General features: G+C 62.8%; 26 protein-coding genes, 1 tRNA gene and 1 pseudogene. 12 read left to right on the top strand and 16 right to left on the bottom strand.

Annotated elements, in window-relative coordinates:
• Positions 1-97 precede the first annotated feature (97 nt).
• Positions 98-173, top strand: a tRNA-Val gene (locus AAFN55_RS09300).
• A 195-nt stretch (positions 174-368) separates the two neighbouring features.
• Here the strand turns inward: AAFN55_RS09300 and AAFN55_RS09295 are convergent.
• From AAFN55_RS09295 to AAFN55_RS09270, 6 genes are all read right to left on the bottom strand, one after another.
• Positions 369-1,526: a fumarylacetoacetate hydrolase family protein gene (locus tag AAFN55_RS09295; protein WP_347798566.1), complete on the bottom strand. Its 1,158-nt coding sequence runs from the start codon at positions 1,524-1,526 to the stop codon at positions 369-371.
• Between the two features lie 125 nt (positions 1,527-1,651).
• On the bottom strand, positions 1,652-1,924 hold the full coding sequence (gene hupB, locus AAFN55_RS09290) for a DNA-binding protein HupB (RefSeq protein ID WP_347798565.1): 273 nt from the start codon (positions 1,922-1,924) through the stop codon (positions 1,652-1,654).
• Positions 1,925-2,117: 193 nt separating this feature from the next.
• Positions 2,118-4,532, bottom strand: coding sequence for an endopeptidase La (gene lon, locus AAFN55_RS09285; RefSeq protein ID WP_347798564.1), 2,415 nt, complete (start codon positions 4,530-4,532; stop codon positions 2,118-2,120).
• A 327-nt stretch (positions 4,533-4,859) separates the two neighbouring features.
• Positions 4,860-6,131 carry an ATP-dependent Clp protease ATP-binding subunit ClpX gene (gene clpX, locus AAFN55_RS09280; RefSeq protein ID WP_347798563.1) on the bottom strand — a complete coding sequence of 424 codons (1,272 nt, stop codon included), beginning with the start codon at positions 6,129-6,131 and terminating at the stop codon, positions 4,860-4,862.
• Positions 6,132-6,423: 292 nt separating this feature from the next.
• Positions 6,424-7,056 carry an ATP-dependent Clp protease proteolytic subunit gene (locus tag AAFN55_RS09275; protein ID WP_347798562.1) on the bottom strand — a complete coding sequence of 211 codons (633 nt, stop codon included), beginning with the start codon at positions 7,054-7,056 and terminating at the stop codon, positions 6,424-6,426.
• A gap of 149 nt (positions 7,057-7,205) precedes the next feature.
• The gene (locus tag AAFN55_RS09270; RefSeq protein ID WP_347798561.1) at positions 7,206-8,309 is read right to left on the bottom strand and encodes an FAD-dependent oxidoreductase; all 1,104 of its coding nucleotides are present in this window, start codon (positions 8,307-8,309) and stop codon (positions 7,206-7,208) included.
• 89 nt (positions 8,310-8,398) lie between these two features.
• Here AAFN55_RS09270 and AAFN55_RS09265 point away from each other — a divergent pair.
• Positions 8,399-9,656, top strand: a pseudogene (locus AAFN55_RS09265) (cytochrome P450).
• A gap of 33 nt (positions 9,657-9,689) precedes the next feature.
• On the opposite strand, the gene AAFN55_RS09260 reads toward AAFN55_RS09265, so the two are convergent.
• The 7 genes from AAFN55_RS09260 to AAFN55_RS09230 all read right to left on the bottom strand — a co-directional run bounded on the left by AAFN55_RS09260 (position 9,690) and on the right by AAFN55_RS09230 (position 14,242).
• Positions 9,690-10,160, bottom strand: a complete 471-nt coding sequence (locus tag AAFN55_RS09260; RefSeq protein ID WP_347798560.1) for a GNAT family N-acetyltransferase — start codon at positions 10,158-10,160, stop codon at positions 9,690-9,692.
• A 41-nt stretch (positions 10,161-10,201) separates the two neighbouring features.
• Entirely contained in the window at positions 10,202-10,477 is a 276-nt protein-coding gene (locus tag AAFN55_RS09255; protein WP_347798559.1) for a DUF1778 domain-containing protein, read from the bottom strand.
• Positions 10,478-10,615: 138 nt separating this feature from the next.
• Positions 10,616-10,966 carry a cupin domain-containing protein gene (locus AAFN55_RS09250; protein WP_347798558.1) on the bottom strand — a complete coding sequence of 117 codons (351 nt, stop codon included), beginning with the start codon at positions 10,964-10,966 and terminating at the stop codon, positions 10,616-10,618.
• Between the two features lie 23 nt (positions 10,967-10,989).
• A complete protein-coding gene (locus AAFN55_RS09245) occupies positions 10,990-12,273 on the bottom strand; it encodes an O-acetylhomoserine aminocarboxypropyltransferase (RefSeq protein WP_347798557.1) in 1,284 nt (427 codons plus the stop codon).
• A gap of 144 nt (positions 12,274-12,417) precedes the next feature.
• Entirely contained in the window at positions 12,418-12,939 is a 522-nt protein-coding gene (locus AAFN55_RS09240) for a CoA-binding protein (RefSeq protein ID WP_347798556.1), read from the bottom strand.
• On the bottom strand, positions 12,936-13,418 hold the full coding sequence (locus AAFN55_RS09235) for a VOC family protein (RefSeq protein WP_347800228.1): 483 nt from the start codon (positions 13,416-13,418) through the stop codon (positions 12,936-12,938). Before AAFN55_RS09235 ends, AAFN55_RS09240 begins: the two co-directional genes overlap by 4 nt.
• A gap of 2 nt (positions 13,419-13,420) precedes the next feature.
• Positions 13,421-14,242: an enoyl-CoA hydratase gene (locus tag AAFN55_RS09230; RefSeq protein WP_347798555.1), complete on the bottom strand. Its 822-nt coding sequence runs from the start codon at positions 14,240-14,242 to the stop codon at positions 13,421-13,423.
• A 155-nt stretch (positions 14,243-14,397) separates the two neighbouring features.
• On the opposite strand from AAFN55_RS09230, the gene AAFN55_RS09225 reads away from it, so the two are divergent.
• Entirely contained in the window at positions 14,398-14,838 is a 441-nt protein-coding gene (locus tag AAFN55_RS09225) for a PaaI family thioesterase (protein WP_347798554.1), read from the top strand.
• A 3-nt stretch (positions 14,839-14,841) separates the two neighbouring features.
• Here the strand turns inward: AAFN55_RS09225 and AAFN55_RS09220 are convergent, their stop codons facing one another.
• On the bottom strand, positions 14,842-17,139 hold the full coding sequence (locus tag AAFN55_RS09220) for a mechanosensitive ion channel domain-containing protein (protein WP_347798553.1): 2,298 nt from the start codon (positions 17,137-17,139) through the stop codon (positions 14,842-14,844).
• Positions 17,140-17,594: 455 nt separating this feature from the next.
• Between AAFN55_RS09220 and rplM the strand changes: the two genes are divergently transcribed.
• The 7 genes from rplM to AAFN55_RS09185 all read left to right on the top strand — a co-directional run bounded on the left by rplM (position 17,595) and on the right by AAFN55_RS09185 (position 22,097).
• Positions 17,595-18,059 (top strand): 50S ribosomal protein L13, encoded by a 465-nt coding sequence (rplM, locus tag AAFN55_RS09215; RefSeq protein WP_347798552.1) that lies wholly within the window; start codon positions 17,595-17,597, stop codon positions 18,057-18,059.
• Positions 18,059-18,535: a 30S ribosomal protein S9 gene (gene rpsI / locus AAFN55_RS09210; protein WP_347798551.1), complete on the top strand. Its 477-nt coding sequence runs from the start codon at positions 18,059-18,061 to the stop codon at positions 18,533-18,535. The genes rplM and rpsI overlap by 1 nt, the downstream gene beginning before the upstream one ends.
• A gap of 110 nt (positions 18,536-18,645) precedes the next feature.
• Positions 18,646-18,912, top strand: a complete 267-nt coding sequence (locus tag AAFN55_RS09205) for a type II toxin-antitoxin system ParD family antitoxin (RefSeq protein ID WP_347798550.1) — start codon at positions 18,646-18,648, stop codon at positions 18,910-18,912.
• Positions 18,909-19,208, top strand: coding sequence for a type II toxin-antitoxin system RelE/ParE family toxin (locus AAFN55_RS09200; RefSeq protein ID WP_347798549.1), 300 nt, complete (start codon positions 18,909-18,911; stop codon positions 19,206-19,208). The genes AAFN55_RS09205 and AAFN55_RS09200 overlap by 4 nt, the downstream gene beginning before the upstream one ends.
• An 81-nt stretch (positions 19,209-19,289) precedes the next feature.
• Positions 19,290-20,240, top strand: a complete 951-nt coding sequence (gene speB, locus AAFN55_RS09195) for an agmatinase (protein ID WP_347798548.1) — start codon at positions 19,290-19,292, stop codon at positions 20,238-20,240.
• A gap of 81 nt (positions 20,241-20,321) precedes the next feature.
• Positions 20,322-21,260: an N-acetyl-gamma-glutamyl-phosphate reductase gene (argC, locus tag AAFN55_RS09190; RefSeq protein ID WP_347798547.1), complete on the top strand. Its 939-nt coding sequence runs from the start codon at positions 20,322-20,324 to the stop codon at positions 21,258-21,260.
• On the top strand, positions 21,261-22,097 hold the full coding sequence (locus AAFN55_RS09185; protein WP_347798546.1) for an aminoglycoside phosphotransferase family protein: 837 nt from the start codon (positions 21,261-21,263) through the stop codon (positions 22,095-22,097).
• On the opposite strand, the gene AAFN55_RS09180 is transcribed toward AAFN55_RS09185, so the two are convergent.
• A complete protein-coding gene (locus AAFN55_RS09180; RefSeq protein ID WP_347798545.1) occupies positions 22,087-23,178 on the bottom strand; it encodes a COX15/CtaA family protein in 1,092 nt (363 codons plus the stop codon). The genes AAFN55_RS09185 and AAFN55_RS09180 overlap by 11 nt on opposite strands.
• Positions 23,179-23,344: 166 nt before the next feature.
• Between AAFN55_RS09180 and AAFN55_RS09175 the strand changes: the two genes are divergently transcribed.
• Entirely contained in the window at positions 23,345-23,563 is a 219-nt protein-coding gene (locus tag AAFN55_RS09175) for a DUF2842 domain-containing protein (RefSeq protein ID WP_347798544.1), read from the top strand.
• Between the two features lies 1 nt (position 23,564).
• Here the strand turns inward: AAFN55_RS09175 and AAFN55_RS09170 are convergent, their stop codons facing one another.
• Positions 23,565-24,608: a polysaccharide deacetylase family protein gene (locus tag AAFN55_RS09170; RefSeq protein ID WP_347798543.1), complete on the bottom strand. Its 1,044-nt coding sequence runs from the start codon at positions 24,606-24,608 to the stop codon at positions 23,565-23,567.
• Between the two features lie 91 nt (positions 24,609-24,699).
• Between AAFN55_RS09170 and AAFN55_RS09165 the strand changes: the two genes are divergently transcribed.
• On the top strand, positions 24,700-25,917 hold the full coding sequence (locus tag AAFN55_RS09165; protein WP_347798542.1) for a GNAT family N-acetyltransferase: 1,218 nt from the start codon (positions 24,700-24,702) through the stop codon (positions 25,915-25,917).

The raw sequence follows: 25,917 nt of genomic DNA, 5'->3' as shown, positions 1-25,917 counted from the left end.
GACGCCGCAATGCGTTTTTCCCTTGCTCATGCCGGCCCACATGATCGGTTTTCCGCTTGCGAATGCGGTCCGAAGCGCTTAAACCTCCGCCCCGGAAGGGCGATTAGCTCAGTTGGTAGAGCGCTTCGTTTACACCGAAGATGTCGGCAGTTCGAGCCTGTCATCGCCCACCAGACTTCCGCCACCTCCTGGCCAGCCTGCGAACATACGCAGGATCGGCTTCTGCGCCGTGAAGCGCAAAGCAGGCATCCGTCAGTCGATTCGACGATCATCCCGCCAATTCCGCGCCCGCAACACCGCTCGAGCACGCGCCGCGCCGGCGGCGCAGCGCGATTCGCAGCCTCACAATGGGTACGGCGCGGGGCCCGTCAGATGAGCTTTGCGCCGGCGAGGTCGCGCATGAGATGGCTGGCGGCATAGGTCCAGGGCGGACATTGCGTCGACAGTTGGACGCGGTTGACGAGGTTTCCGAATTTTTCCGAGGAGATGGTGACCATGTCGCCGATGTGGTGGGTAAAGCCCTTGCCCGCCTCGCCGCGATCCTTCGACGGCGCGAACATCGTGCCGAGATAGAGCGCCACGCCGTCGGGATACTGGTGATGGGTGCCCATGGCAGCGGCGACGAGATCCTCGGGAGAGCGGCTGATCTGCGACATGGAGCTCGAACCGTCCAGGACGAAGCCGTCTTCGCCCTCGACCGTGAGCGCGACCGTTGCCGCCTTCACATCGTCGAGGCCGAAGCCGTCGTCGAACAGACGGATGAACGGACCCAGCGCGGCCGACGCGTTGTTGTCCTTGGCCTTGCCCAGCAAAAGCGCAGAGCGGCCCTCGACGTCGCGCAGATTGACGTCGTTGCCCAACGTCGCGCCGACGATGCGGCCGTCTCCCGACGCGATGACTGCGATCTCAGGCTCCGGATTGTTCCAGGTCGAGACGGGATGAAGGCCGACATCGGCGCCAAATCCGACCGACGCAAGCGGCTGACATTTCGTGAAAATCTCGGCGTCCGGCCCGATGCCGACCTCGAGGTACTGCGACCACACGCCGCGCTCGATCAGGCTCGCCTTGATCGCCATGGCTTCCGGCGAACCGGGCTTCAACTGCGACAGATCGTGGCCGATGTGGTTCGCGATATCGGCGCGGATCGCATCCGCGCGGGACGCGTCTCCCCGCGCCTGCTCCTCGATCACGCGCTCCAGCAGGCTGACGACGAAGGTCACGCCAGATGCCTTGACGGCCTGCAGATCGACCGGCGACAGCAAGGCTGGTCCCGCCTTGGCAGTCGAGCCGGCGAAGCTGTTGGCTGCCACAGCATCGAGATCGCCCAGTTCGCGCCCGCTTGCGGAGGCGACATAGGCGGCCGGATCGTCCATGGCGCAGATGTCGCGCGACGTCGGCGCGTCCTTCGACGTGATGTCGAAGACGGTGCCGTTTCGGACGGTCACGACCAGGGGATGCGCGATGCCGGGGGCCTTCGCCCTCCCCAGGAACGTGCCGTCAGCCGGCAGCCCGATCGAATGGTTCATTTTGTCTCCTCCCTGATGGCGCGGCGTTCTCTTGTTTGCCTCGTCGATTGATACCCGATCAAAACTCCAGGCAAAAGAAAAGCCGGGACAAAGCCCGGCTCTTCAGCAGATTGGCACGTTGCCGCTCAGTTCACGGCGTCCTTGAGGCCCTTGCCGGCCGAGAACTTCGGCACGTTGCGAGCCGGGATCTGGACTTCGGCGCCGGTCTGCGGATTGCGGCCGGTGGATGCCTCGCGCTTGGAAACGGTGAAGTTTCCGAAACCGACGAGACGGATGTCGCCGCCGCTCTTCAGCTCTGCGGTGATGGTGGAGAACACGGCATCGACGGCCGACTGGGCATCGCCCTTGGAGAGCTTTGCGGAGTCAGCAACGGCTGCTACGAGTTCGTTCTTGTTCATTAAGAATTCCTTCCCTGTGAAAGGCCGGTCATTCGACTCAACCGGCAGGATGGGCAGTCTAGAAAATCCGACACTCGGGACCAAGCGGGAAAGTGGTGTCGAGGGGCAGTTTTTCCCGGTTTTCTGCGGTTTTGAAGGCAAAGGCCGGGTGCAAAACCCGGCCTTTGTGATTGCAATCGCGGTTGACCGAACGTCAATGGGCGAGCGTGGTCGCTCCCGCATCGACGGCGGTGGCAGCCGGAGGCTGCGGCGGCTCGACCCATTCGATCGGCTCGGGCATCCGAACCAGCGCATGACGAAGCACTTCTCCGACGCGCGAGACCGGGATGATCTCCATGCCGCTCTTCACGTTCTCCGGGATATCCGCCAGATCCTTGGCGTTTTCTTCCGGAATCAGCACCGTCTTGATGCCGCCGCGAAGCGCTGCAAGCAGCTTTTCCTTCAGGCCGCCGATCGGCAGGACCCTGCCGCGCAGCGTGATCTCGCCCGTCATCGCGACGTCCTTGCGGACGGGAATGCCGGTGAGCACGGACACGATGGCCGTTGCCATGCCGACGCCTGCCGAGGGTCCATCCTTCGGCGTCGCGCCTTCCGGCACGTGCACGTGGATGTCGCGGCGGTCGAACAGCGGCGGCTCGATGCCGAAATCGATGGCCCGCGAGCGGACATAGGATGCCGCCGCCGAGATCGATTCCTTCATCACGTCCTTCAGATTGCCGGTCACCGTCATCTTGCCCTTGCCGGGCATCATGACGCCTTCGATCGTCAGAAGCTCGCCGCCGACCTCGGTCCATGCGAGACCCGTGACGACGCCGACCTGGTCCTCGCCTTCGATCTGGCCGTAGCGGAAACGCGGCACGCCCAGATACTCGTCGAGGTTCTTGTCGGTCACCTTCACCGAACTGACCTTGCTGCGCAGGATTTCCGTCACCGCCTTGCGCCCGAGCTTCATCAGCTCGCGCTCGAGATTACGGACACCGGCCTCACGCGTGTAGGTCTGCACGATCAGGCGCAGCGCCTCGTCCGTGATCGAGAACTCCTTGGGCTGGAGCGCATGGTCGCGAGTGGCCTTCGGCAGCAAATGCCGCTTGGCGATCTCGACCTTCTCGTCCTCGGTGTAGCCGGCGATACGGATGATCTCCATGCGGTCCATCAGGGGCGCAGGGATGTTCAGCGTGTTGGCGGTCGTCACGAACATCACGCTCGACAGGTCGTATTCGACCTCGAGATAGTGATCCATGAACGTCATGTTCTGTTCGGGATCGAGCACCTCGAGCAAAGCCGATGACGGATCGCCGCGGAAATCCATGCCCATCTTGTCGATCTCGTCGAGCAGGAAGAGCGGGTTGGACTTCTTCGCCTTCTTCATCGACTGGATGACCTTGCCGGGCATCGAGCCGATATAGGTGCGGCGGTGACCGCGGATTTCGGCCTCGTCACGCACGCCACCCAAGGCCATGCGGACATATTCACGGCCGGTCGCCTTGGCGATCGACTTGGCGAGCGAGGTCTTGCCCACGCCGGGAGGTCCGACGAGGCACAGGATCGGGCCCTTGAGCTTCTTCTGGCGGCTCTGGACGGCGAGGTACTCGACGATGCGGTCCTTGACCTTGTCGAGACCGAAATGGTCCAGGTCGAGCACGTTCTGCGCGAAGTCGAGGTCCTTCTTGACCTTCGAAGGCTTCTGCCACGGGATCGACAGCATCCAGTCGAGATAGTTGCGCACGACGGTCGCTTCCGCCGACATCGGCGACATGGTACGGAGCTTCTTGAGCTCGGCATCCGCCTTCTCGCGGGCTTCCTTCGAGAGCTTCGTCTTCTTGATGCGCTCTTCCAGCTCGGATGCCTCGTCGCGGCCGTCTTCGCCTTCGCCGAGTTCCTTTTGGATCGCCTTCATCTGCTCGTTCAGATAGTACTCGCGCTGGGTCTTCTCCATCTGGCGCTTGACGCGCGAGCGGATGCGCTTCTCGACCTGAAGGACCGAGATTTCGGCTTCCATGAAGCCCATGGCCTTTTCGAGACGCTCCTTGACGGAAAGCGTACCGAGCATTTCCTGCTTCTCGGCGATCTTGATCGCGAGATGCGAGGCGACCGTGTCGGCGAGCTTCGAATAGTCTTCGATCTGGCTCGCGGCGCCGACGACCTCGGGAGAAATCTTCTTGTTGAGCTTCACGTAGTTTTCGAAGTCGGCGACGACCGAACGCGCAAGCGCTTCGACCTCGACGGCTTCCTCGGTCGGCTCGGCCAGCGTTTCGGCGTGCGCCTCGTGGAACTCGTCGCGTTCGGTGAACGTGCTGATCTTCGCACGCGACGTGCCTTCGACCAGTACCTTCACGGTGCCGTCAGGCAGCTTGAGAAGCTGGAGGACGTTGGCCAGCGTACCGACGTCGAAGATGGCGTCGGCTGCGGGATCGTCATCGGCGGCGTTCATCTGGGTCGCAAGCAGAATCTGCTTGTCGGCGCCCATGACGTCTTCGAGAGCGCGGATCGACTTTTCGCGCCCCACGAACAGCGGGACGATCATGTGGGGGAATACGACGATGTCACGCAGCGGGAGAACTGCGTAGACGCCTGCACCGGTCGGGCGGCTCTTCTTGGTGTCGGACATTCACTTTCCTTCCTGGGCCAAGGCCCAATCTGCGACGCTGAGCGGCCCCTTAGGTCGTGCGGCAGCCTGCTTGTGCGTCCATGGGGCTGGGAAGCCCCGTGAGCCTTACTTGGAGAACCGCGAGCGCCATTTCAAGTGAACGCTTTCTCTCGAATCAGGAGCATAGCGCGGCGTCGGGCACTCGCCAATTCACGCATTCCGACGACAGGAGATGGAGCGCGCGGCACGCCACCTCCGGAAGGGGTAGGCGCGCTCACGCCGCATGCCTGTACAGCAAACAACCGCCGGACATGCCGGCGGCCGCTAAGATGGTCTGCCGCGATGGGATCATGCGCTGGCTGCGCTGCCCTTTTCCTTCTCGGCGTAGATGTAGAGCGGGCGGGCATTGCCGGAGACGACCTCGTCGGAGATCACGACTTCCTGCACGCCTTCCAGAGCGGGAAGCTCGAACATCGTGTCGAGAAGGATCGATTCCAGGATCGAACGCAGGCCACGAGCGCCGGTCTTGCGCTCGATCGCCCGCTTGGCGATCGCCAGAAGCGCGCTCTCGTGGAAGGTCAGTTCGACGTTCTCCATCTCGAACAGGCGCTGGTACTGCTTGACCAGTGCGTTCTTCGGCTCGGTCAGGATCTGGATCAGTGCCGGCTCGTCGAGGTCCTCGAGCGTCGCCAGAATGGGCAGACGGCCGACGAACTCGGGGATCAGGCCGAACTTCAGGAGATCCTCCGGTTCAACCTGACGGAACAGATCACCCGTGCGGCGATCCTCCGGCGAGGCGACAGTCGCCGCGAAGCCGATCGAGGTCTTGCGGCCGCGATCCGAGATGATCCGGTCGAGACCGGCAAACGCACCGCCGCAGATGAACAGGATGTTGGCGGTGTCGACCTGCAGGAATTCCTGCTGCGGATGCTTGCGGCCGCCCTGCGGCGGAACCGAAGCGACCGTGCCTTCCATGATCTTCAGAAGCGCCTGCTGCACGCCCTCGCCCGACACGTCGCGGGTGATCGACGGGTTGTCGGACTTGCGCGAAATCTTGTCGATCTCGTCGATGTAGACGATGCCGCGCTGCGCCCGCTCGACATTGTAGTCGGCCGACTGGAGCAGCTTCAGGATGATGTTCTCGACGTCCTCGCCGACATAGCCGGCTTCGGTCAGCGTCGTCGCATCCGCCATCGTGAACGGCACGTCGATGATGCGTGCGAGCGTCTGGGCGAGCAGCGTCTTGCCGCAGCCCGTCGGGCCGATCAGCAGGATGTTCGACTTCGCCAGTTCGACGTCGTTGTTCTTCGAGGCGTGCGCGAGGCGCTTGTAGTGGTTGTGCACCGCTACCGAGAGCACGCGCTTGGCGTAGGGCTGGCCGATCACGTAATCGTCCAGCACCGCCAGAATTTCCTGCGGGGTGGGAACACCCTCGCGCGACTTCACCATCGAGGTTTTGTTTTCCTCGCGGATGATGTCCATGCACAGCTCGACGCATTCATCGCAGATGAACACGGTCGGCCCTGCAATCAGCTTGCGCACTTCATGCTGGCTCTTGCCGCAGAACGAGCAGTACAGCGTGTTCTTCGAATCGCCGCCTGAGTTGCTGATCTTGCTCATGCTATCCAAGTCCTTTCGGCGCTGCCGGCGCACAGCGATGTGCTGTGCGTGGGCACAAATCTATGGCGGGTATGCGTCCCTGCCAATGCCCATGGCTCAATGAACCCGTCTCGGACGGAATACAAACCGAAAACGGCTGCGACAGATCGCGAATCCCCATCAAAAGCTAAGCCGTCGAAACTCAACAGAGGCTTAACGTATGCTGCCGCCTCGACCGAGGGAACAGCAAAATGTGACCGAAATGGCGCAACGCGGGTCAAAAATGCGTCAGCTTCCAGGTCGGCCGTTGGGATCACGATGCCGTCTGACCCTCGATTGCCTCGCGCGACGAGATCACCTTGTCGATCAGACCAAAATCTTTGGCCTCGTCGGCAGTCATGAAATGGTCGCGGTCGAGCGTCTTTTCGATCGTCTCGTACTCTTTTCCGGTGTGCTTGACGTAGACCTCGTTGAGGCGACGCTTCAGCTTGATGATGTCCTGCGCGTGGCGCTCGATGTCGGATGCCTGACCCGAGAAGCCACCCGATGGCTGGTGGACCATGATGCGCGCGTTCGGCGTCGCGAAGCGCATGTCCTTGTGGCCGGCGCAGAGCAGAAGCGAGCCCATCGAGGCCGCCTGGCCGATGCACAGCGTGGACACCGCCGGCTTGATGAACTGCATCGTGTCGTAGATCGCCATGCCGCTCGTCACCACGCCGCCGGGCGAGTTGATGTAGAGCGAGATTTCCTTCTTCGGGTTCTCGGCCTCGAGGAACAGGAGCTGCGCGCAGACCAGCGTGGCCATGCCATCCTCGACCGGACCGGTGATGAAGATGATGCGCTCCTTGAGAAGGCGCGAGAAGATGTCGTAGGCGCGCTCGCCGCGATTGGTCTGTTCGACGACCATCGGCACGAGATTCATGTAGGTTTCGACCGGATTGTTCATGAAGGTCCCTTTCAGGTGGGATTGGCGCGCCGGACGGCCAGAATCGAGGAGTGTTGTCTTCCCATTAAATAGGATGCCGGCTTCGCCTTGTGCAAGGCCGATGGAGGAGCAGAGTAAACGCGGAACGCCGCTGCGCGCATGCCGCAACGTCAGCTTTCCTCCGCGCGCAGCCACGTTGTGAGTGCCGCGACATCGCCGCTTTCCACCGCCTCGGCGACCCGACGCCCGACGGCGGTGCCGAACTTGTAGCCATGGCCCGAACAGGCCGAGACGACGAGGCACGTGCCGCGCTCCTGTGCATAGAAGCGTTCGTCCGGCGTGAAGGTGTAGGCGCAGGTCACGACCTCCTTCACCTGATACTCGTCGAGGCGCGCGATGGGTGGTGAGAAATGGTTGCGGATCGTCTCGCCCTCGCCCTCCACCGGAACGCGGTTGGCATCGGCGTCGGCATTGCGGGTCTTATGGAGGCCGGTGCCGAATTTGAGGCCGCCATCGCCGGAGCGCGGAATGATGTAGCCGTCCGTAGCCCCGCCGACGTCGAGAATCACCGGCGCAGCATCCCACGCGTCCTTCAGATCGGCCGGTGGTTCGAGATAGACGACGGCGGTGCGCTTCGTATCGAGATCGCCCGCGAGGTCCGGGAACAGCTTCGTTACCCATGCGCCCGCCGTGACGATGACGCGATCGGCCTGTATCCGCTCGCCATCTTCAAGCGTCACGGTGCCTGCCTCGCAATCCACGGCGGCGACACGTGCATGTTCGCGCACGTCGGCATCGTTGGCGCGCAGCCATTCCGCCATCGCCACCGCGATCCGCCGGCAATGCAGCGCCCCGCCTTCCGGCGAGTGGAACGCATAGCGGAACGATCCCGCCTCGAGGAACGGCCATCTGGCCACGGCTTCGCCGGGGCCAAGCAGTTCGAACGGCCAGCCTCCCTCTTCCAGCCCCTTCAGGTAGTCTTCCGCCTCGTCGCCATGCTCACGCGACACGCACATGAAGCCGCGCGCATCGTAATGGCTGGTACCGAGGTCCGACCACAGCTCGTCCCACGCATGGTAGGCTTCCGTGATCGCCTTTCCATAGCCGTTCGCCTGACCGTAGGCGCGGCGGATGATGCGGTGATGATCGCCCGATGCGCCAAGCGGATTGGGAATCGCGCCCTGTTCCAGAAGTGTCACCTGATGTCCGCGCTTCGTCAGCGCCCACGCCGTCGACAGGCCGGAAATCCCGGCCCCAACCACGATTGTCTTCATGCGTCTTGCTCAGCCCCTCAGGCAGTTTCTTCCCTTACCGCAAACCATACGGGCTGGAACGTCCTATGCAAGTCGGGCTATGTGCCAGCATGTCGAACACGCCCGCTCCGCCAGAGTACCTCGCCTACGATTCCGCCACGAAACGCGTCCGGCTCGACCCGCACGACCCGGTTTTCGTGCAGAATCCCTATGATGCGTATGCATTTTTCAATGCCGCCTGCCCGCTCTTCTTCTGGGAGGAGTTCGGACTGTGGTGCCATGCCTCCTTCGACGGCGTGAACCGCACCTTCCGCGACCGACGATTCGGGCGGGAGCGTCCCGGCGGCTACATGGCGCATGTGACGGCGGCGGGCGACCGCAGCCATCTTGTCGATTTCGACCGCGCCGAGACAGGCTCCCTGCTGGAGGTCGAACCGCCCACACATACGCGGCTGCGCACGCTCGTGAACCGCGCCTTCGTCTCACGCCAGGTCGAGCGCCTGCGGCCCCGCGCCGAAGCGCTTGCGCATCGCCTCATCGACGGCTTCGAGGCCGACGGCCAGGTCGACCTCATATCGGCCTTCGCAACGCCCATCCCCGCGACGATCATCGCCGAGATGATGGGCGTCCCGGCGGAGACCGGTCCGCAACTCGTCGCGTGGTCCAACGACATGGTCCGCATGTACATCCACAATCCGACCGAGGCCGTGGCACGGCAGGCCAACGCATCCGCCAAGGCGTTTTCGGAATTCATCCGGCATCACGCCGCGCTTCGACGCAACGATCCCGGCGACGACCTTCTCAGCGTGCTGCTCGCCGCGCGGGAAGACGGCGAAAAACTATCCGAGGACGAACTGGTCTCGTCGGCGATCCTGCTCCTCAATGCCGGGCACGAGGCCACCGTTCACCAGACCGGAAATGCGGTGCGCACGATCCTGCGGCTCGGCGGAGACCCGCGGCGGTTCTTCGACACGGCCGCAAACGCCGCCGCCACGGTGGAGGAATGCCTGCGATTCGACGCGCCGCTGCACATGTTCACGCGCTACGCCTATGAGGAGGTCGAACTCGCGCCCGGCGTCGCTCGGATCGGGCGAACAGGTCGGCCTGCTTCTCGGCGCGGCCAACACCGACGCCAACGCGTTCGAGGCACCGCTCGACTTCAATCCCGCCCGAGCGGACCAGAAGACCGTCTCGTTCGGGGCCGGCATCCATTTCTGCATCGGCGCACCACTGGCGCGGCTGGAGTTGCAGGCGGCGCTGAAAGTGCTGTTCGAGCGGCTGCCCGGGCTCAGGCTGGCGGACGAATCGACCTATCGCGACATCTACCATTTCCACGGACTGGAACGGCTGATTTGTCGGTGGAACTAACCGCTCCATGAGAAGAGATACCAGTAGATCAGGCTATCGAGTGACTTGCGCGATCGACGCTACGATATCCTTGGTGGGCAAGATGAGCCGCCGCTCCATCCCCTTGGTCGGCTGAAACTGGTATTTCGTATAGAAGCGCACCGCGTCGTCATCGATGGCATGCACGATCACCCCACGAAAGGCGACGAGTTGTGCTGCCGATACGACACTCATCAGTGCGTTTCGCAGGAGTGCCGGCCCCAATCCCCTGCCCTGATGCTGTTTCGTCACAGCAAGCCGCGCCAGAACCGCGACTGGCAATTCGGGAGGCGCCTTTGAACCCTTCGAGGAGCGGGAAACGTCATTGCGGTGGATCATGCCCGCGCAAACGGAGTGATAGCCGACGACGTTGAAGCTTTCGTCAGCTATCACGAATGTTCGCGTGTAACCCTGCGCCTGATTGTAGAGCGCCATATCCTTCAGCCAGTCGTCTAGCGCTGGCTTGCCGGACTGAAAGTCTGCCACGATATGCTGTTCAGCGATTGGGACAGGCTTCCTGTATCCCATCAATCGATCCAGGTTACTTGGTTCTCGAACAGTTTGACGAGTTGGTCGCGCGCAACTCCCGGTCCAGCCAGTTTTTCGTTCACCGCATCAAAGACGTCGGACGGAACGCCGATGAACCGCTGGTCCAGCAGTTCCTCCTGCGCCGAATACACCGACGCTTCGGTCATGAATGCGGTGATGCTCTTGCCGCAGACCTCAGCGGCCCGGGCGATAAGATCGTGGGTTTCCGGTTCGATCCTGAGATTGACAGTCTTGGTCTTTTTCAACGCGGACATTGCAGACTCCATCCTTTTCCACGAGTCTAACTGATCGAGCTCGGGAGTGGATAAACTCGCCTCCACATAAGGGAGCGTGTGGGCAATGTAAATACAAATCATGTTGCAAATGCGTCAGAGCCAACCGGCAAAGATGATTCAAAGCCGGATCACGTACTCCTTGCGAGTCGTTTCAACGACTTCCCACGATCCCTTGAAGCCGGGTCTGAGGATGAAGCTATCGCCGGCGCGGACCGTGAGCGCCGCGCCATCGTCCTGCGTGATGATCGAGACGCCGTCGAGGATGCGGCAATACTCCCACTCGTCATATTCGATGCGCCATTTGCCGGGCGTCGCTTCCCAGATTCCGGCATAGACGCCGCCATCCGTTTCCTCGACGTTCCAGGTGCGGAATTTCGGCGAGCCGTCGATCAGCCGGTCGGGCGCCGGAGCGCCCTCTTCCGGCTCGACATCGACGGTCGTCATCGGAATCATCAAAACGTCCGTCATGGATGCGCTCCTGTCGCGGCGGCTCACGCCTTGGCCAGCGCCTGGTCCAGATCGGCGATGATGTCCGCGACATCCTCGATGCCGACCGAGAGGCGGATGACGTCGGCACCCGCGCCCGCCGCCGTCTTCTGCTCGTCGGTGAGCTGGCGATGGGTGGTCGAGGCCGGATGGATGATCAGCGACTTCGTGTCGCCGATATTGGCGACGTGGGAGAACAGCTCGACGCCCTCGACGACCTTGAAACCTGCCTCGAAGCCGCCCTTGAGCCCGAAGGTGAAGACCGAGCCGGACCCGAGCGGCGAGTACTTCTTCGCCAGCGCATTGTTCGGATCGTCGGGCAGGCCGGGATAGGACACCCACGCGACTTTCGGATGTTTCTTGAGCCAGCGCGCGACTTCGAGCGCATTGTCGGAATGGCGCTGCATGCGCAGCGGCAGGGTCTCGAGCCCGGTCGCGATCAGGAAGGCGTTGAAGGGCGAGATGGTCGGGCCGAAATCGCGCAGGCCCAAAACGCGGCAGGCAATCGCGAAGGCGAAATTGCCAAACGTCTCGTGCAGCACGATGCCGCCATATTCGGGCCGCGGCTCCGACAGCATCGGATAGTTGCCGGACTTCGACCAGTCGAAGGTGCCGCCATCGACGATGATGCCGCCCATCGAGTTTCCATGGCCGCCGATGAACTTCGTCAGTGAATGGACGACGATGTCCGCGCCGTGCTCGATCGGGCGCAGCAGATACGGGCTCGCCATCGTGTTGTCGACGATCAGCGGCAGGCCGTGCTTGCGGGCGATCTCGGCGATCTTCTCGATATCGACGAACGAGCCACCCGGATTGGCGAGGCTTTCGATGAAGATCGCGCGGGTCTTGTCGTCGATCTGGCTCTCGAAGGTCGAGAGGTCGCCGGTGTCGCCCCAGCGGACCTCCCAGCCGAAATTCTTGAAGGCATGGCCGAACTGGTTGATCGACCCGCCATACAGCTTCTTCGCGGCGACGAAATTGTCGCCCGGCCGCATCAGCGTGTGGAAGATGAGAAGCTGCGCGCCGTGGCCGGACGACGTCGCCACCGCGGCCGTGCCGCCCTCCAGCGCCGCGACGCGCTCTTCCAGCACCGCCTGCGTCGGGTTCATGATGCGCGTGTAGATGTTGCCGAACGCCTTCAGGCCGAAGAGCGACGCCGCGTGGTCGACATCGTCGAACACATAGGAGGTGGTCTGGTAGATCGGCGTGGCGCGCGCGCCCGTTGCCGGATCCGGCTGGGCGCCAGCGTGAATTGCGAGCGTGTTGAAGCCGGGCGTGCGTTGCGACATGATTTCCTCCTGAACGTCTGCTGTGTCAGGGGCATTGTTCGCAAAGCCCCGCCCGAAAGGCAAAGGCGTTTTTTCCACTCTTTCGGGCGCAACACGGCTCCGGCGGCGGCATCGCCTGAAACCGCGCAATTTCATTCTCGTTTTTTACTTCTGGCGGATACCGAAACTCTGGAAGCCCTTGCGCATCAGGGGCTTCTTCGACGAGATCACGCGGCTGTTGACGCCGTTCCAGCCGATCTCGCCGGCGAGCCGCGCATATTCGATCTTCGGGCAGCGGTTCATCACGACTTGCAGGCCGGCTGCCTCGGCCCTGGCCGCCGCCTCGTCATTGCGCACTGTCAACTGCATCCAGATCACCTTGGGCAGCGGGTCGAGCGCCAGCGCATCGTCCACGATCGGTGGAACGGCTGCCGAGGCGCGGAAGATATCGACCATGTCGATCGGCTCCGGAACGTCGGCCAGCCTCGCATATGTCATCCGGCCGAGGATCTCCCTGCCGGCATGGCCGGGATTGATCGGGAAGACGGTAAATCCCTTGTCGATCAGGTATTTGGTGACGAAAAAGGATGGCCGAACGTCGTTTGCAGACGCGCCGACGATGGCGATCGTCTTCACGCTGTTCAGGATGCCGGCGATGTAGGAATTGTCGTAGGAATCGTGGTTCATTCAGGAAGCGATATGCGCCCTTCCGCGTCGATGGGAAAGTCGGGATTGTAGGCGACCTCCCAGAGATTGCCTTCGGTGTCGTAGAAATAGCCCTGGATGCCGCCCCACAACGCCTTGCCGGCCGGCTTCAGCACACGCCCGCCTGCCCGCTCGGCCATCGCGAGAACCTCGGCCACCTCGCCGGGGGTGCGCGTGTTGTAGGCGAGCGCGACGCCGGGAGACGCCCCCTCGATCTCATGCTCCGCGCCGCCGGGCAGTTTGATCGTGGCGCGACCGGCAGCCTGGCGGTAGCGCGGAAGCCCGGCGTCCTGAGCCAGTTCCTCGCGCGGCCAGAGCGCGAGAATCAAGCCGCCCATCTGGAAGAAGGCGACGCCGTCGGTGAACCTTTTGTGGCGCTCGAGACCCATGGCCTCGTAGAACGCATAGGCCCGATCGAGGTCGTCGACGCCCAGCGTGATGATCGACACGCGCGGTTCCATCTTCATTCCCCGGTCCACTCCGGTTTGCGCTTTTCGATGAAGGCGCCGATGCCCTCTTCCGCGTCGCGCGCCAGCATGTTTTCCACCATGACACTCGCCGTATGCGCGTAGGCGCTGGAAAGGCTCATCTCCGCCTGCTCGTAGAAGGCCTCCTTGCCGATCTTCAGCGTCAAAGGCGATTTCGAAGCAATGGTTTGCGCATATTTGGTGACAATCTGATTCAGATATTCGGGCGGAACGACGCGGTTGACCAGACCAAATTCGCGCGCCGTCGTTGCCTCGATCGTTTCGCCGGTCAGCAGCATCTCCATCGCATGCTTGCGCGAGATGTTGCGCGACAGCGCGACCATGGGCGTGGAACAGAACAGCCCGATATTGACGCCGGGCGTGGCGAACGTCGCCTCGCTCGAAGCGATCGCAAGATCGCAGCTTGCGACGAGCTGGCAGCCGGCGGCCGTCGCCACGCCATCGACCTCCGCGATGACCGGCTGAGGCAGTCGCACGATCGACTGCATGAGCCGCGAACAGACATTCATGGTGAGCTTGAAGAACGCCTTTCCGCGATCCTCATCGGCGCGACGGTCGGTCAATTCCTTCAGATCGTGCCCGGCGCAAAACACCTTGCCCGTTGCTGCAATCACGACCACACGCACTGCCGGGTCGTCGCGGGCTGCATCGAGCGCTTCCTGCAACGCCCCCATCATCTCGACGGACAAGGCGTTGGCCGGGGGACTGTCCAGTGTCAGCCGGAGCACGCCGTTGTCGAGCGCAGACACCAACGGCCCGGCGGCCTCACTTTTTCGCAACGCGACGATATCCGCCATTCAAGTCTCCCGGGCAATGCCGCATGCCATCCATACCAAGCGAGGGAAACTAGCACGCGGCGGCTTGATGAAAAGGCGTGAAATGTCCAAACTCGATTGACGTTTACGCAAACGGAAGCTGCCGTCGGGAGCATCCGCAGGAGGTTGGAGGACCCATGAACCCGCATATCCCGGTCATGAGTGCGGACGAGATCAACGTCCTGCTGAAAAAAATCTACCCGCAACTCAACGAGCACTATGCGGATTATCTCGCCACCGACGTGTTCCCCGGCGGCTGCGTGGTGCGCCTGAATGCCGGCGAGCGGCATCTGCGACCGGGAAACACCGTGTCGGGACCATCGCTGTTCACGCTGGCCGATATCGGCGGCTATGTCTGCGTGCTCTCGCATGCCGGGCCCGACGCCCTGTCGGTCACGACCAATTTGAACATCAACTTCATGCGCAAGGCCGAGCCCGGCCCGATCGACGGCCGCTGCCGCATTCTCAAGCTGGGGCGCAGCCTGATGGTGTTCGATATCGAAATGGTGGCCGGCCCCGACAAACACGTCGTGGCGCACGCCAGTGGAACCTATTCGATTCCGCCCAAGCGCGGCTGACCATCACCGGTCGACCTCGTCCTGTGACGGGATATCCTGCGCAGGGGCCTTTCGAGGGCCAGACACCCGCTTGCGCGCCGGACGCGGCTTGCCGGTCGATCTGCTCCCGGACTTTCCGGACGGCGTCTCGATTACCTGGCCGGCTTCGCCGACATTCAGCGTCAGATGAGGATAGGGAACCTTGATGTCCGCAGCATCGAGCCGCTTCTTGACCAAGCCGTTATAGGCGCGCCCAACCGGCCACTGGTAGCCCGGCAGGGTCTTCACGCGAACGCGAACCGTGACACTGGAATCCGCGAATTCGGTGACGCCATGGACTTCGAGCTCATCGATGATGAAAGGCTCCTGATCCGGGTCTTTTCGCAAATCCTCGAAGGCCAGCTTCAGAATTTCGATGACGTCATCGACGTTTTCCCGATAGGCGACGCGGTATTCGCCGACGTGGAAACCAAAGCCGCGCATGAAGTTCGAGACGGTATCGACCGACGAAAACGGGATCAAATGATAGGTGCCGGACAAATCCCGGATGCCCACAGACCGGACCGTCAGTCGCTCCACGACGCCCGTTATCCCGCCGGCCGACACGACGTCGCCGGTGTTCATGGCGTTCTCAAGCTGGATGAAGACGCCTGTGATGACGTCCTGCACAAGCTTCTGCGCGCCGAAACCGATCGCCAGACCCAGAACGCCGGCACCTGCCAGCAAGGGTCCGATATCCAGGCCGAGTTCGGACAGCGTAATCATCGTCACCACCACGACCAGAGCGATCGTGAATGCGTTGCGAAACAGCGACAGGAGCGTCTTTTCGCGCGCGCTTGCGCCGACCGAATTGCCGTCGAGGCCAAGGTTGAGGCGGTGCTCGATCCATGAGGATATCAGGAGCCACACACCCACGGCTCCGGCGATGATCAGGGTGATCGTCGCAAAGGTGCCCAGAACCCGCATCCCGCTTTCCGAACCCGCCCAGGCAAAGACGTCGAAGACCGACCACGCGTCGATGATGATCGCGAGAACGACCACGGTGATCAGGATGCGCACGAATTTCAGCGTGCCCGGAACGAAGGCGTTCAGCCGCTCTTCCAGCATTGGGAACTGCTGCCGTGTCCGCGATTGAAGCCGGATGCCCATCGCGATACCGCGATCGATGAGCGTCGAGACGAGGCTTCCGAGAAGGAGCGCGCCGATCGACTGCACCGTCGCAGCGAGCATGAAGCCAAGTGCGGCACCTGGCCGGACCACCATGAGGACGATGAAGGCGGTCAAATAGGCTATCGCCAGCAGGTGCCAGGTGCGCGCCAGCGTACCCAGCGCCAACCGTATGAAGCCGACATTGCTTCGCTCGGCCATGGACGCCAACCGCGTGCGCACCGCCTGCCGGTTCTGCCTGATGATCGCAATCGCGGCCGCAAGCGCCAGAGCGTACACAGCGCCGGACAAGAGATGCCCCGCAGCGGCGCCCAGATAGGTCGCGGCGATGGGTGCTGCCACCAGGATGCCGTATCCGACGAAGCCCCCCAGCCGCGACAACCATGCATTCCAATAGGCCGCGTCTTCCGCCTTTACGGGGAGAAGGCGCAATCCATCGTAGCGATTTGCAAACAGGAGCCGGATGACCACCCTGAAGGTCTCGACGACGAGAAAGGCATTCAGGAACAGCGATTGCCGCGTATCCATGCGCCCGCCCTCGCCCAGCACGAACAGCGCGGCGGCATAGCCGATGAGCCAGCCGGCAAGAACGATCGCGAAGTCGACGAGGCCGCAGGACAGCGCCGCGCCGCCGCGCCTCAGCCACAACCGTTTGCCGTCGCCGCGTTCCACCCAGGCAGACGATCGCGCATAAAGACGCGCGGCGATGCTGCGAAGCAGCCAGATCGCGGCGGCCACGATCACGATCACCACGATCAGTTCGAGCAGTGCCGATCCGAACTCCGATGCCGCCTGCGCAGACACCGCGCTTCGATCGAAGGCGGCGACCTGATGGTAGATGCCGGCAATCTCGGCGACCACCCTCTCCGCCGCGTAATGGGTCATGCCGGCAAGCCGCCGCGCGAATGAAACGCTCTCCGGCGCAGGTGTCGGCGTCGTCTCGACGCGTTCGCCGGCAAGTCGGCGCAACTCGTCGATCAGTTCGCTTCGCGTGACATCGTTTTCGAGCAGGTCGGCCAGACCGGAATAGCCCGCCGGCTGTTCTTGCGCCGGCTGTTCTTGAGCCGCTTGGCCAAAGGACGCGGAGAGCGGCGCAAACGCGAACAGGGTGACGAGAACGGTGAGCGTCAAATGGCGAAAAGCGAAAGCTGTCATAAGGCTTGGGGCCCTTGTGCATGTCGGAAAATCGAAGGAGATTTGCCCGCAGCATACGGAGACGAAAGCTGAATTCAACCCGTGCGCGCAGCACAAATAGCCACGCGCAACCTGGGGTGCGCTGACGTCAGGGACACACGCAGGTACGTGCTCAAGCCCTGAGGCTGGTCGCAATCGAATTTTGGACGTCTGAGGCGTTCCGCAGGCCTCGCCGCAGTGCTTTTCATTGCGGTAAAATATTACCACATTCCTAAGCCATTGCATTAGAATGATTTTATCGATTAAGCGGCGATTTCGACTGCTTGACTGCTCTGTGCGTCACACATATAAGCCCACCAGAAGCAGCGGCCCTCGAAAGCCGCCGTTTTCTTGTTGGACGGAAGGCCCAGCCATCCTGCCAACACAAGCAACAAGAAACGCCTTGATTTCCAAGGTCCAAACGAAAGCCAGAAACCATGACAACCTTTTCGCAGAAGCCTGCGGACGTGGTGAAGAAGTGGGTGCTGATCGACGCCGAAGGTCTCGTCGTCGGCCGCCTCGCCTCCATCGTCGCCAACATCCTCCGCGGCAAGAACAAGCCGACCTTCACCCCGCATGTCGATGACGGTGACAATGTCATCATCATCAATGCCGGCAAGATCACGCTCACCGGCAAGAAATACACCGACAAGAAGTATTACTGGCACACCGGCCACCCCGGCGGCATCAAGGAGCGCACCGCGCGCGACATCCTGGAAGGCCGTTTTCCGGAGCGCGTGGTCGAGAAGGCCGTCGAACGCATGATCCCGCGCGGCCCGCTCGGCCGTCGCCAGATGAAGAACCTTCGCGTCTATGCCGGCGCGGATCATCCGCACGAAGCGCAGCAGCCCGTCACGCTCGACGTCGGCGCGCTCAACTCCAAGAACAAGAGGGCCGCATAATGGCTGACCTTTCCTCCCTCGCAGAACTCGGTCAGGCGACCGCCGGCGAGCAGCCGGCAGCGCCCGTGCACGTCCAGAAGCTGGACAAGCAGGGCCGCGCCTATGCCACCGGCAAGCGCAAGGACGCGATCGCACGCGTCTGGGTCAAGCCGGGCTCGGGCAAGATCGTCGTCAACGACAAGGAGTACGACAAGTACTTCGCACGCCCGGTTCTGCAGATGATCCTGCAGCAGCCGATCGTCGCAGCCGCCCGCAACGGCCAGTATGACGTCATCGCGACGGTCATCGGCGGCGGTCTCTCCGGCCAGGCCGGTGCTGTCCGTCACGGCATCTCGAAGGCGCTCACCTATTACGAGCCGACGCTGCGCGGCGTGCTCAAGAAGGGCGGCTTCCTGACGCGCGACAGCCGTACCGTCGAGCGTAAGAAGTACGGCAAGGCCAAGGCCCGCCGCTCGTTCCAGTTCTCGAAGCGCTAAGCGCTGCGAATTCGGACAGACGGAAAAGCGGGCCTTCGGGTCCGCTTTTTTGTTGGGTAGCGTCGAACAGTGGAAAACACTATAATACACTTATGAAACCTGCCGGACAAATGACGCTCACGCTTACCGACGAGCTGGAACAGTTCGTTCGAGACGAAGTGAAGCGCGGCGCGTTCGCGTCGAACAGCGAGTATGTGCGGAACCTCGTTCGCGAACGATATCTGCAGGAGCGGAGCCGCGCCGCACGCATGAAAGCTCTGGACGAAGCGCTGTCGCGTGGCATTGCGGACGCTGAAGCAGGGCGTACCATTCCGATTGACGAAGCTTTTAAGACGATGCGCGAAACGCTTCGACGCGAGGCCGGCACCCGGTCATGAGGGTGGTGATCACGGACGCGGCGTGGAACGATACGATCAATATTGCCCGTCACATCGCCAATGACAGCCTCACGCACGCGGAAACCTTCCTGGACAATATCCATGAGCGCTGCATCGCCTTGGGTGACTTCCCCCAGGCGTATCCGTTTCTCAAGGGCTACGAAGCAAAGGGCATCAGACGCAGAGTCTATGGAAACTACCTGATCTTCTACCGTGTCGGGGCCGATTCTGTGGACGTCCTCCATATTTTTCACGGTGCCAGGGAGATCGATCCGGACCTGTTTGATCCCAAGTGACATCTGGCAGTCGCGGGACTTTTGTATTGCTGCTATATGGCACCGCCCAGGTCGGATTGGGCGACACAGGAAAGACACCGCATGCCATCGAACGCCATCGACCGCGCCTTTACCGCCCGCAAGGCAATGGGCAGCGAGAGCGAGCCGACATATGCCGGCGCGCTGTCCTTCATGCGGCGCAAATTCTCGAAGGATGTGAAGGGTGCCGACGCGGTCGTGTGGGGCATCCCGTTCGATGCGGCCGTCTCCAATCGGCCCGGCGCGCGCTTCGGCCCGCAGGCGATCAGGCGTGCGTCGGCGATTTTCGACGTCGATCCGCAATATCCGTTCAATCTCGATCTGTTCGAAGCCATGTCGGTCATCGACTATGGCGACTGCCTGCTCGACTACGGCAACCACCAGAAGACGCCGGCGACGATCGAGCGTGAAGCCGCGAAGATTCTCAAGCAGGCCGATTTCCTGCTGTCTCTGGGGGGCGATCATTTCGTCACGTGGCCGCTTCTGAAGGCGCATGCCGCGAAGCACGGTCCGCTGGCACTCGTGCAGTTCGACGCGCATCAGGACACATGGTTCGACGATGCGAAACGCATCGACCACGGTTCCTTCGTGGCGCGGGCGGCGCGCGAAGGCATCATCGATCCCGAGCGCTCGATCCAGATCGGCATCCGCACCCATGCGCCCGAGGATTTCGGCATCAAGATCATCTACGGCTACGAGCTGGAGGACATGAAGGCGACCGACATCGCCTATGCGATCCATGAGCGGACCGGCGGCAAGAAAACCTACATCACGTTCGATATCGATTGCCTCGATCCGGCCTTCGCGCCGGGAACAGGCACGCCGGTCGCGGGCGGCCCCTCCTCCGCCAAGATGCTCTCCGTGTTGCGGCAGTTGGGCGGGATCGATCTCGCCGGCGCCGACGTGGTCGAAGTCGCACCCGCCTACGACCATGCCGACATCACGGCGATTGCGGGTGCAACGGTCGCGATGCACTATCTCGGCCTGCTGGCCGAGAACCGCGCACGACGATGACACGATGATTCAAGCGCTTGCCGGATTGATTCCGGCGGACGCCGCAACCATCTGTTTTTACGACACGAACGGACGATATCCATGAAACCGAAAATCTTCATCGACGGCGAACACGGCACCACGGGCCTCCAGATCACGCAGCGGCTCGGCGCGCGCAGCGACCTCGACATGCTGTCGATCCCGCAGGCCGAGCGGCGCAATCCCGACATGCGCAGGCAGATGCTGAACGAGGCCGACATCGCGATCCTGTGCCTTCCCGACGACGCGGCGCGCGAATCCGTGTCGATGCTCGACGGCAACAATTCGACGCGGGTGATCGACACTTCAACCGCGAACCGCGTGAACCCGGACTGGGCCTATGGCTTCGCCGAAATGGATGCGCAGCAGGCCGACCGGATCGCCAATGCGCGCTTCGTCGCCAATCCGGGATGCTATCCGACCGGTGCGATCGGCCTGATCCGTCCTCTGGTGCAGGCAGGGCTTCTGCCATCGGACTATCCGATCAGCGTCAACGCGGTGTCCGGCTACACCGGCGGCGGCAAGCAGATGATCGCGCAGATGGAGGATGCATCAGCGCCCGACCACATCGCCGCGCCGCACTTTCTCTACGGCCTGACACTGACGCACAAGCACGTCGCCGAGTTGCAGCTTCACGGCATGCTGTCGCGCCGGCCGATCTTCTCACCCAGCGTCGGCCGCTTTGCGCAAGGCATGATCGTACAGGTGCCGTTGCATCTGTCCGAGCTCAACGGCGATCTTTCGGTCGGCGACCTGCATGCTGCGCTCGACGCGCATTATGCCGGGCAGGACATCGTCGAAGTGGTGCCGCTCGCGGTCAGTGCGAAACTCGGCCGCCTCGATCCGACCGAACTCAACGACACCAACCGTATGAAGCTCTTCGTCTTCGGGGCCAAGGATACCGGGCAGGCGAACCTCGTCGCGCTGCTCGACAATCTCGGCAAGGGCGCGTCGGGTGCCGCGGTCCAGAATATGGATCTGATGCTGGGCAAGGCGGCCTGAGTGCTCCCTGCCCTGCCGCCGAGATGGCAGATATCCGATCCAGACCTTCTCTCCGACGGTATCGGAGGGAAGGTCTGGAAAGTCACGCTTCCTGACGGACGCATGGCGGCGCTCAAGCAGGCGAGCGTGCTGGCGCAGAAGGAAGTGCCCGGCGGCAACGATTTCCTGCGCTGGATCGACGGCGCGGGCGCGATCCGGCTGCTCGATGAAGACGGCGCGTTGTCGCTGCTCGAATGGGCGGGTGAACGCACGCTGCTTACCCACCTCGAAGACCACGGCGACGATGCAGCGACCGAGATCGCGGCCGATGTGGTCAAGCGACTGCATGCGACGCGGGATGCAGCCCCGCCTGCCACGCTGACCAGCCTGACCGAGAACTTCGCCGGTCTGTTCGCAAAGGCGCAAGCCGACCGCATCGCCCGCGAACATTCACAGTTCGTGGATGCGGCTGAAATTGCGGCGAGGCTGCTGGAGAATCAGAAAGACGTGCGCCCGCTGCATGGCGACATCCACCACGAGAACATCCTGTCGGGCGACCGTGGCTGGCTGGCGATCGACGCGAAGGGCGTGTTGGGCGACCCCGCCTTCGACATCGCCAATCTGTTCTACAATCCGGTGGAGTCCGAATTGCGAACCGACCCCGCACGCGCGGTTTCGATGGCGACGATCCTGTCGCGCGAACTCGCCTGCGACATCGAAAAAGTTCTCGACTACGCGTTCGCGTTTTCCGCGCTGTCAGCGTCCTGGCATCTGGAAGACGGCAACACCGAGGAAGCGCAGCGGAGCCTTGCGGTCGGCCGTGCCGTTCGCGCTGCCGCCGATCAGGTCAGGTCCTGATCGCGGTCGGCAGCGGATAGCTGCCCTTCGTGCCGCGCCAATGCGCGGCGGCAAAACCAAGCAGGATGATCGCCAGCGCGTGATGCGTGATCGCCGGGTGAAGCTGCACGACGGTCAAGAGCGTCACGATGCCGATCACCGCCTGCAACGTCACCAGCCCGAACAGCACGATCGCGCGGTACGCATGCGTCGAGCCCGGCGCTTGCCGCCATGTCACGATGGCGTGCCACAGGGCGGCGGCGAAGATCACGTAAGCGCCGAGACGGTGGACGAACTGCACTGTCTTCGGGTTTTCGAAAAAATTGCGCCACATCGGCTCGAGCAGCAGCAACTGGTCCGGCCAGACGCGCCCGTCCATCAGGGGCCAGGTGTTGAACGTCATGCCGGCGTGAAGGCCGGCCACCAGCGCGCCGAGATAAATCTGGATGAGCACCAGAACCACCATCCAGCCGGCAAGGCGGCGCGTGCGTTCCGGCGCCGGGCCGGCCGTATGCGGGGCCAGCCCCCGCGCTATGAGCATCGTGGCGGTGAAGATCAGGCAGGCGAGAACCAGATGCGTCGCGAGTCGGTACTGGCTCACGGACACCCGCTCCGACAGGCCCGAGGCGACCATCCACCAGCCGATGAAGCCTTGAAGGCCACCCAACGCCAGGAGACCGACGAGCTTCGGCTTCAGATGACGCTCAAGCCGCCCGGTCACCCAGAAGAACGCGAGCGGCAGCGCCACGAGAATGCCGACGCCCCGCGCAAGCACACGATGCGCCCATTCCCACCAGAAGATGACCTTGAACTCCTCAAGGGACATGCCCTTGTTGATCTGCTGGTATTGCGGGATCTGGCGGTATTTCTCCAGTTCCTCCTGCCATTGCGCCTCGCCGATGGGCGGAATGACGCCGTGTATCGGTTTCCATTCGGTGATGGAGAGGCCGGAGCCGGTCAGCCGCGTCGCGCCGCCGACGAGGAAAAGCGCCAGAAGCACGACAAGCACGATATAAAGCCACACACGCACATAGAGGCGGTTGCGGCGCTCGCGCTCGATGGCTTTCAATGGATGAGACGGGGACAGCGCCTGGTCGGCCATAAGGCTCGTTCCTGCGAACGGTTTCGTGCCCGTGTCGTGGATCATCGCCGCCCGCAGCGCAAGCGCACGCCACGCGACACGCCGTCGCGCCTGCCGGCAGAGGTGCGGCAAATGGTTTGCCCGTCGCGCCTATTGGCCTTATGAGACGCTCCAAAGGACGCCAATCATGCCCGTACGTCTCAAGAAGCTGATCGGAACCGTGCTGCTGGTGCTGCTGGTCTCGGTCTATGCGATCTTCGCAACGATCATTGCCGTCGCGCAGTTGGCCGAATCCGGCCCGCTGGTTCACCTCGCCTACTTCCTGTTCACGGGCCTGCTGTGGGTGCTTCCCGCGATGCTCATCATCAAATGGATGGTGAAGGAGCCGCGCTCGCGCGCAGGCTGATCTAAATCGTCACGAACCGCTTGCCGCCGTTCGACAGCGGCGTCGTTATCCCGGACAACAACGTGCGGACATAGCCGACGCGCTGAAAACGGCCGTTGACGGAAATGCGCGGCAGGGCATGCGGTTGTTCGGCGTGGCCGGCCTGGAGCACGCCGTGGCGCGTCGTGACTGCCGAGGCAAAGCCCGCCTGGCGGGCCAGCCGGACCTCACGCTCACCGACGGCAGCCTCGTATCCATATGGAAAGGCAAAGTGGCGCGGACGCGTTCCGGTCTCGTCTGCGATGATGGCCGCCGAGCGGATCATCTCCAGCATCGCCATTTCTTCCGGCAACCGCATCAGATTGTAGTGATGAACGGTGTGTGCCCCAATCGTGGCGAGCGGATGCGCCGACAGCCGGCGGATCTCATCCCAATCCATGAAGCGGCGCGGCGTGCCTCCAAGATCCTCGGCTCCGAGATCACGCAGGAATTGCTGCTGCTCGGCCTCGGGGATTTCACCTGCAATGTGTTCCATCAGCCGGCGCGCCGCGTCACGCTTCAGACGCGGCGTCGAGCAGTCGAGCGTCTGTCTTTCGCCGGAGACAGAGAACTCAAGCCGATCGCGCTGGGCCGCCAGTTCTTCCACGACCTCCCACCATGGCAGGACCTTTCCGCTGGTGAGGCCCGGCGCGACATAGACCGTGAAGGGTGCATTGTGCGTTTCAAGAACCGGCAGTGCCTCGCGCAGATTGTCGAGATAGGCGTCGTCGGCGGTGATCGCGACGAGACGACGGCCCCGTCCGCTGCCCAATTCGTCCAGAAGCTCGTCGAGCGAAACGACCGACGCGCCCGACCGCTTCAAATCCGACAGGAGGCCATCGAGAAAATGAGGAGAGATCGCCAGATGGCTGTTCAGGCCGAGCGGCGATCGAGGCGTTTCAGTGACGCGGTGCAGCATCAGAATCGCGCCCGCGCCGGCGAGAAACGGCGCCGCGATCGAGGAGATTCCCGAGTAGTGCGCGGCCCCTAGAATGGATTTGCGGGCAATTTCACGTGCGTCGATCATTGATTCACCAATTCCAGCTAGGCTCCCCGCGCTGACCGAGACGCATCTGCGGATCGATCATATGCAGAATCTACGGGGGAAGGATTGCGTTATGGTTGACGCCGCAAAAATCAGTGCGAGCACGGTCATGCCGGAGCCCACGCTTTCGAGAAGCGGCGCCGATCGTATCTCGGTCACGGTCACCCCCGCTGACGAGGCGGCATTCGCAAGCTATGAGAGCCTGTGCCGCGACGCGGTGCATGGACCTGCGCAGCACCCGGTGTGGATTCGCGCCTGGGTGCAGGCCACGGGCGCGGATGCCGTCATTGCCACGCTTCACGACAGCGAACGCCCGGTCTGCGCGATCGCGCTCGAAGTGGTGCAGCAAGGCCCGTTCCGGCTGGCGCGCTTCGTCGGCGGCAGCCACGCCAATGGCAATGTCGTGCCGGCACAGCGTGGCCGCGAACCGATCACGGAGGCGCAGGCACGCATTCTGACCAAGGCGATCCACGACGCCAGGCCCGACATCGACGCCCTGGTCCTGGAACGCCAGAACCCGTCGCAGGATGGAACCCTCAATCCGCTGACGAACCTCGCGACGCTTGGCAGCCCGAACGTTTCGCTGGCGGTCGATCTCGCCGGCGGCCTCGATGCCATGCTCGAGCGCCGCAACGGCAAGCGCAAGCGCAAGAAGCTGCGGCTGCAGAAGAACAAGTTCGAGGATGAAGGCGGCTACACGCTCGTCGAGGCGAAAACGACCGCGGAGGTGGATCGCCTGATCGATGCCTTCTTCGCCATGAAGGCCGCTCGTTTTGCCAGCAAGGGCATTCCGAACGTCTTCGGCACGGCGGAGGTCCAGGCGTTCTTCCGCAATCTCTTCCGGGACGCGCTTGCCCATGAGCCCGCGCCCTTCGTGCTGCATGGCGTCGAGGTTTCGGGTGAAATCCGCGCGGTCAACGGCGTCAGCGTCACATCCGACAGCTATGTCTGCGAGTTCGGTGGCATCCGCGACGACATTGGCGGCAGTCCAGGTTTCTTCCTGGACTTCACGACGATCCAACAGGCCTGTGAACTGGGGATGCTGCGCTACGATTTCAGCGTGGGGGACGAAGACTACAAGCGAAGCTGGTGCGACCTCGAGACCTGGCAGTTCGACACCGTCCTGCCTCTGAGCGCGAAGGGCCGCGTGCTGTGCAGTTACCGCCTCGCCCGTTCTCATGCGGTGCGCGCGGTGAAGTCGAACGAGGCGCTATGGGCCTTCGTGAAGCTCCTGCGGATGAAGGTTGCTGGCTCGGGGGGCGCGCCGTCGAAGCCTTCAGGCTCCGACTGA

It is taken from the genome of Mesorhizobium sp. CAU 1732, assembly GCF_039888675.1.
Taxonomy (GTDB): Bacteria; Pseudomonadota; Alphaproteobacteria; order Rhizobiales; family Rhizobiaceae; genus Aerobium.
Note: the sequence above shows the minus strand (reverse complement) of the source record. Positions and strands in the feature narration are given on the sequence as shown.

Coding starts and splice junctions, on each gene's coding strand:
- AAFN55_RS09270 (WP_347798561.1), bottom strand. CDS start 8,309: ATGAAGACAATCGTGGTTGGGGCCGGGATTTCCGGCCTGTCGACGGCG.
- AAFN55_RS09200 (WP_347798549.1), top strand. CDS start 18,909: ATGAGGGTGGTGATCACGGACGCGGCGTGGAACGATACGATCAATATT.
- clpX (WP_347798563.1), bottom strand. CDS start 6,131: ATGAGCAAGATCAGCAACTCAGGCGGCGATTCGAAGAACACGCTGTAC.
- rpsI (WP_347798551.1), top strand. CDS start 18,059: ATGGCTGACCTTTCCTCCCTCGCAGAACTCGGTCAGGCGACCGCCGGC.
- AAFN55_RS09245 (WP_347798557.1), bottom strand. CDS start 12,273: ATGTCGCAACGCACGCCCGGCTTCAACACGCTCGCAATTCACGCTGGC.
- AAFN55_RS09235 (WP_347800228.1), bottom strand. CDS start 13,418: ATGGAACCGCGCGTGTCGATCATCACGCTGGGCGTCGACGACCTCGAT.
- lon (WP_347798564.1), bottom strand. CDS start 4,532: ATGTCCGACACCAAGAAGAGCCGCCCGACCGGTGCAGGCGTCTACGCA.
- AAFN55_RS09240 (WP_347798556.1), bottom strand. CDS start 12,939: ATGAACCACGATTCCTACGACAATTCCTACATCGCCGGCATCCTGAAC.
- AAFN55_RS09230 (WP_347798555.1), bottom strand. CDS start 14,242: ATGGCGGATATCGTCGCGTTGCGAAAAAGTGAGGCCGCCGGGCCGTTG.
- AAFN55_RS09165 (WP_347798542.1), top strand. CDS start 24,700: ATGGTTGACGCCGCAAAAATCAGTGCGAGCACGGTCATGCCGGAGCCC.
- AAFN55_RS09170 (WP_347798543.1), bottom strand. CDS start 24,608: ATGATCGACGCACGTGAAATTGCCCGCAAATCCATTCTAGGGGCCGCG.
- AAFN55_RS09225 (WP_347798554.1), top strand. CDS start 14,398: ATGAACCCGCATATCCCGGTCATGAGTGCGGACGAGATCAACGTCCTG.
- rplM (WP_347798552.1), top strand. CDS start 17,595: ATGACAACCTTTTCGCAGAAGCCTGCGGACGTGGTGAAGAAGTGGGTG.
- argC (WP_347798547.1), top strand. CDS start 20,322: ATGAAACCGAAAATCTTCATCGACGGCGAACACGGCACCACGGGCCTC.
- AAFN55_RS09220 (WP_347798553.1), bottom strand. CDS start 17,139: ATGACAGCTTTCGCTTTTCGCCATTTGACGCTCACCGTTCTCGTCACC.
- AAFN55_RS09205 (WP_347798550.1), top strand. CDS start 18,646: ATGACGCTCACGCTTACCGACGAGCTGGAACAGTTCGTTCGAGACGAA.
- hupB (WP_347798565.1), bottom strand. CDS start 1,924: ATGAACAAGAACGAACTCGTAGCAGCCGTTGCTGACTCCGCAAAGCTC.
- AAFN55_RS09275 (WP_347798562.1), bottom strand. CDS start 7,056: ATGAACAATCCGGTCGAAACCTACATGAATCTCGTGCCGATGGTCGTC.
- speB (WP_347798548.1), top strand. CDS start 19,290: ATGCCATCGAACGCCATCGACCGCGCCTTTACCGCCCGCAAGGCAATG.
- AAFN55_RS09255 (WP_347798559.1), bottom strand. CDS start 10,477: ATGTCCGCGTTGAAAAAGACCAAGACTGTCAATCTCAGGATCGAACCG.
- AAFN55_RS09180 (WP_347798545.1), bottom strand. CDS start 23,178: ATGGCCGACCAGGCGCTGTCCCCGTCTCATCCATTGAAAGCCATCGAG.
- AAFN55_RS09250 (WP_347798558.1), bottom strand. CDS start 10,966: ATGACGGACGTTTTGATGATTCCGATGACGACCGTCGATGTCGAGCCG.
- AAFN55_RS09295 (WP_347798566.1), bottom strand. CDS start 1,526: ATGAACCATTCGATCGGGCTGCCGGCTGACGGCACGTTCCTGGGGAGG.
- AAFN55_RS09175 (WP_347798544.1), top strand. CDS start 23,345: ATGCCCGTACGTCTCAAGAAGCTGATCGGAACCGTGCTGCTGGTGCTG.